Origin of the sequence: Actinomyces polynesiensis, assembly GCF_000820725.1 — a bacterium.
Classification (GTDB): domain Bacteria; phylum Actinomycetota; class Actinomycetes; order Actinomycetales; family Actinomycetaceae; genus Pauljensenia; species Pauljensenia polynesiensis.
Genome location: NZ_CCXH01000274.1, coordinates 1 through 3,902 on the forward strand (window position 1 = coordinate 1; position 3,902 = coordinate 3,902).

At 72.8% G+C, this 3,902-nt stretch carries 4 protein-coding genes; all 4 read right to left on the minus strand.

What is annotated here, in order from left to right; all coding sequences use genetic code 11:
* Positions 1-1,163: FtsX-like permease family protein (locus tag TA90_RS13410; protein WP_147513488.1), on the minus strand; the 1,163-nt coding region annotated here is incomplete at its 3' end.
* Positions 1,123-1,788, minus strand: a complete 666-nt coding sequence (locus tag TA90_RS13415; RefSeq protein WP_052450819.1) for an ABC transporter permease — start codon at positions 1,786-1,788, stop codon at positions 1,123-1,125. The genes TA90_RS13410 and TA90_RS13415, both read right to left, overlap by 41 nt.
* Positions 1,785-2,966, minus strand: a complete 1,182-nt coding sequence (locus tag TA90_RS14345) for an ABC transporter ATP-binding protein (RefSeq protein ID WP_331394277.1) — start codon at positions 2,964-2,966, stop codon at positions 1,785-1,787. Before TA90_RS14345 ends, TA90_RS13415 begins: the two co-directional genes overlap by 4 nt.
* Before the next feature lie 60 nt (positions 2,967-3,026).
* On the minus strand, positions 3,027-3,902 hold an 876-nt coding region (locus tag TA90_RS11500; RefSeq protein WP_043536617.1), incomplete at its 5' end, for an AEC family transporter.

A 3,902-nucleotide genomic window follows, 5' to 3' on the forward strand; every position in this document is an offset into this window, starting at 1 on the left:
CCCGAAGGGGCGGAGATGATGAACTGGGGGCTGCCGTCGCCGGAACTGTCCGGGCCCGCGACGGTCGCCATGCCCCCGCGGAACTCGTCGACCTCGGCGACCGCGGGTTGGTCCTCCATCTCCTCCACTGCGCCCTGCGGGGCGACCGCCCCACCGGCGACCTGGACGACCAGGTCGGACTTCAGGTCGGACTCGACGAGGTCGGCGATGGAGGCACGCGTGGAGGCGGCCAGTACGCCGGAGGCCGCCACCAGCACCATCCCGATCATCAGCGCGCCAGCCGTGGACGCCGTGCGGCGGGGGTTGCGCACCACATTGCCCACCGCGATGCGCCCCAGGGGGCGCACGAGGCGGACCAGCGGCCACCCCAGCACCGGCACCACCCACCGGGCGAGCACCGGGGAGACGACCAGCACCCCCACCACGAGGACCGCCGCCCCGCCCCCGAGGATGGTCCCGGCGTGGTCGACGACGCTGCCGTCGGCCGTGCGGCGCAGCACCGACCAGAGGATGGCGGCCGTCCCGGCCAGCACCAGCACGCCCCCGAGGAGCCCGCGCAGGAGCAGTCCCTTCTCGGTGGGGCGTTGGGCCCGCATCGCCTCCACCGGGGCGGCGGTGGCGGCCCGGCGTCCCGGGATGGCCGCGGACACCAGGGAGACCACGGTGCCGACCACGAAGGCCACGACCACGGTCTGCCAGGTCAGGGCGATCCCCGAGCCGATCTCCATCCCGTAGTGCTCGAGGACGGCGGCGATCGCGCTGGCGATGCCGACACCGAGGCCCACCCCGAGGGCCGACCCGAGCAGCCCGATGACCAGCGCCTGGGCGAGGACGGATCCCATGACCTGCACGGGACTCGCGCCGATGGCCCGCAGCATGGCGAACTCGCGCATGCGCTCGTGGATGCTCATCGAGAAGGTGTTGGTGACCAGGAAGGCACCGACGAACAGCGACACCGCGGCGAAGACCAGCAGGAACGTCTGGACGAAGCCGAGGATCTGGTCGACGGAGGCGCGGTTCTCCTCGCGCACGGTGTCCCCGGTGACGGTCTCGACATGGGCGGTGTCCGCCTCCTCGGCGTGCGTGTCGAGCCACGCCCGGAGGTTGTCGCGCAGCTGCTCCTCACCCGTCCCCGCGTCGGCGTACACGGAGATGGAGGACACCGTGCCTGGGTGCGTAGACCTTCTCGGCGAGGGCGGGGTCCAGGCCCACGATGACCGCGCCCGCGGTCGCCGCGGGGAAGGAGGCGGTCCCCACCACGGTGACGTCGAGGATGCCCGTACTGGTCACGAGCTTCGTCGTGTCGCCGACGGACAGCCCGGCGAGGCTCGCCGCGCGGTCCTCGAGCATCACCTCGTCCTCGGCGGCGGGGAAACGTCCCGCGGTCAGCGTGAAGGTCGGCACGTCGGAACGCGCGGGCACGCCAAGGGTCGGGGCGCCCGTGGTGGTCACGGCGGTCCCGTCGTGGCCCACCAGGACGAGGCTGCCGGAGGTCTCCGCGACCGCCACGTCGACGCCGGGGACGTGGGAGATCTCCTCGGCCAGGGCGACGGACACCGGGGCACGGGTGGAGGTGCCGGTGGAGTCGTCCTCACCGGTGGTCGTCGAGGAACGCAGGTAGGCGTCCGCGTCCGCGGCGGCGTCGACGATCCCGTTGAAGGTGTCGGCCAGCACCGCGCGCAGGGAGAACGTCCCCGCCACGAACCCGACCCCCAGCGCCACGGCCAGCACCGCGAGGAGGAAGCGTCCCAGGCGGGCACGGATCCCCCGCAGGGAGACGCGGATCATCGCTGCTCCCCGTCGCTGTCACCGGTGCGGTCGGGGGAGGACGTGGGGCCTGCCTCCCCCGCGGGCTGCTGCCCGTCCGCGGGGCCTGCTGCCTCCGTGGGTTGCGGCTCGTCCTCGGGCTCAGGGGTGAGGGCGTGGGCGGGGTGGCCGCGTCGCCGGGTCCTGCTCACGAGGGCGGCCCCGCCCTCGTCGGACGGCGGGGTCACGGGTGCGGGTCCGGCACCCCCGGACGGCGGGGTCGCAGGGGTGGGCTCCGGTGCCTCCGTGGTCCCCCGGTCCGTCCCCGACGGCGTCGCGGCCCTCGCCTCCCCTGGGCCACCCGCCCCGAGGGCCTGCTCCCCGCGCTCCCCACCGGGGCCCTCCTCCCCCGCCGGTGTGAGTTCGGCGAGCTGGCCGAGGATCGACTCCAGGGTCGGGTCGTGGAGGTCCTCGACGATGCGGCCGTCGGCCAGGAAGAGGACCCGGTGGGCGAAGGAGGCGGCCCGCGCGTCGTGCGTGACCATGACGACCGTCTGCCCGAGTTCGTCGACGCTGCGGCGCAGCAGCGAGAGCATGTCCGTGGCGGCGCGGGAGTCGAGGTTCCCGGTGGGCTCGTCGGCGAAGACCACGGCGGGCTTGGAGACGAGGGCGCGGGCGCAGGCCACCCTCTGCTGCTGTCCGCCCGAGAGCTCGTCCGGGCGGTGGGTGAGCCGGTCGCCCAGACCCACCGTGGCCACCACCTCCTCGAACCAGTCACGGTCCACCCGACGGTGGGCGATGTCGAGGGGCAGGAGGATGTTCTCCCTGGCGGTGAGGGTGGGGATGAGGTTGAAGGACTGGAAGATGAATCCCACCTCCTCCCGGCGCAGCCTGGTCAGGGCACGCTGCCCCATGTGGGAGAGGTCGTGGTCACCGACCACGACCTGCCCGGAGGTGATGGTGTCGAGACCCGCCATGCAGTGCATGAGGGTCGACTTGCCGGATCCCGAGGGGCCCATGATCGCGGTGAAGCGGGCCTCCTCGAAGTCGACGTCGACCCCGTCGAGTGCCCTGACGGCCCACCGACCCGATCCGTAGACCTTCGTGAGGCCCCGGGCCCAGGCCCGCAGGTGGGTGCCCTCCGGCAGGAGGCCGGGTCCACGGACCCCCTCGGGGGCGGGAGGTGTCATCACTGCTGGTCCGCTGGGAGTCGAGGTCATGACCCAAGGATTGCCCATCGCCGACGGGGCGTCCATCCGTGCCCACGGGGATCCCGCGACTCAGACCCCCACGAAGGAGTGGAAGACCCATGCGATCAGGAGCACCACGGGCAGGGAAGCGAAGGTGGTGACGAGCACCGCGCCCTGCGCGATCTCCTCACCGGCGTGGGCACGGGTGGAGGCGATGAACGCGTTCTGCGCGGTGGGCAGCGCGGCCATGACGGTGACGGCCATGAGTCCCGCGCCGTTGAGGCCGAGGAGGTGGCCGACCAGGCAGGCGATCCCCGGCTGGACGGCGAGCTTCGTCAGCGACGCCAGGGTGATCAACGCCCCGGCACGGGAGTGGAGGCGGAAGCGCTGCCCGAGCAGGGAGGCGCCGAAGGCGAGGAGGACGACAGGGGGTGCGGCCTCGCCCACCATGGTCGTCGACACGGTGAGCACCTCGGGCAGGGGCACGGAGAACCACGCGCACATGAACCCCGCGAAGGCGGCGATCACCATGGGGTTCTGGATGACGCCCCTGATGACGATCCAGGGGGTGGGGCGACGGTGGTTCCCGACGAGGTCGGCCAGGACGAAGAACATCGGGGTGAAGAACCCGAGTTGGAAGATCATGATCGGCACGCCGTGCACGGCGTCGCCCAGCACGTACAGCGCGATGGGGACGCCGATGTAGGCGGCGTTGTTGAGGGAGGCCGACATCGATCCGAGCACGAGTTCGGCGGTCGGCGGGCGCCAGACCAGGGCCGCGACCGCGGCGAAGAAGAGGGCGGAACCCACCCCCGAGACCGCCGCCACCAGCAGCGGCGCCCCGACGAGGGAGCGGATGTCCGTGGCCGAGATGGTCGCGAAGAGGAGGGCCGGTGCCGCCAACCAGTAGACGAGACCCGTGAGGACGCGCTCGGTCCCCTCGGGCAGGGCTCCCGTCCGGCGTCC

Coding starts and splice junctions, on each gene's coding strand:
- TA90_RS14345 (WP_331394277.1), bottom strand. CDS start 2,966: ATGACCTCGACTCCCAGCGGACCAGCAGTGATGACACCTCCCGCCCCC.
- TA90_RS13415 (WP_052450819.1), bottom strand. CDS start 1,788: ATGATCCGCGTCTCCCTGCGGGGGATCCGTGCCCGCCTGGGACGCTTC.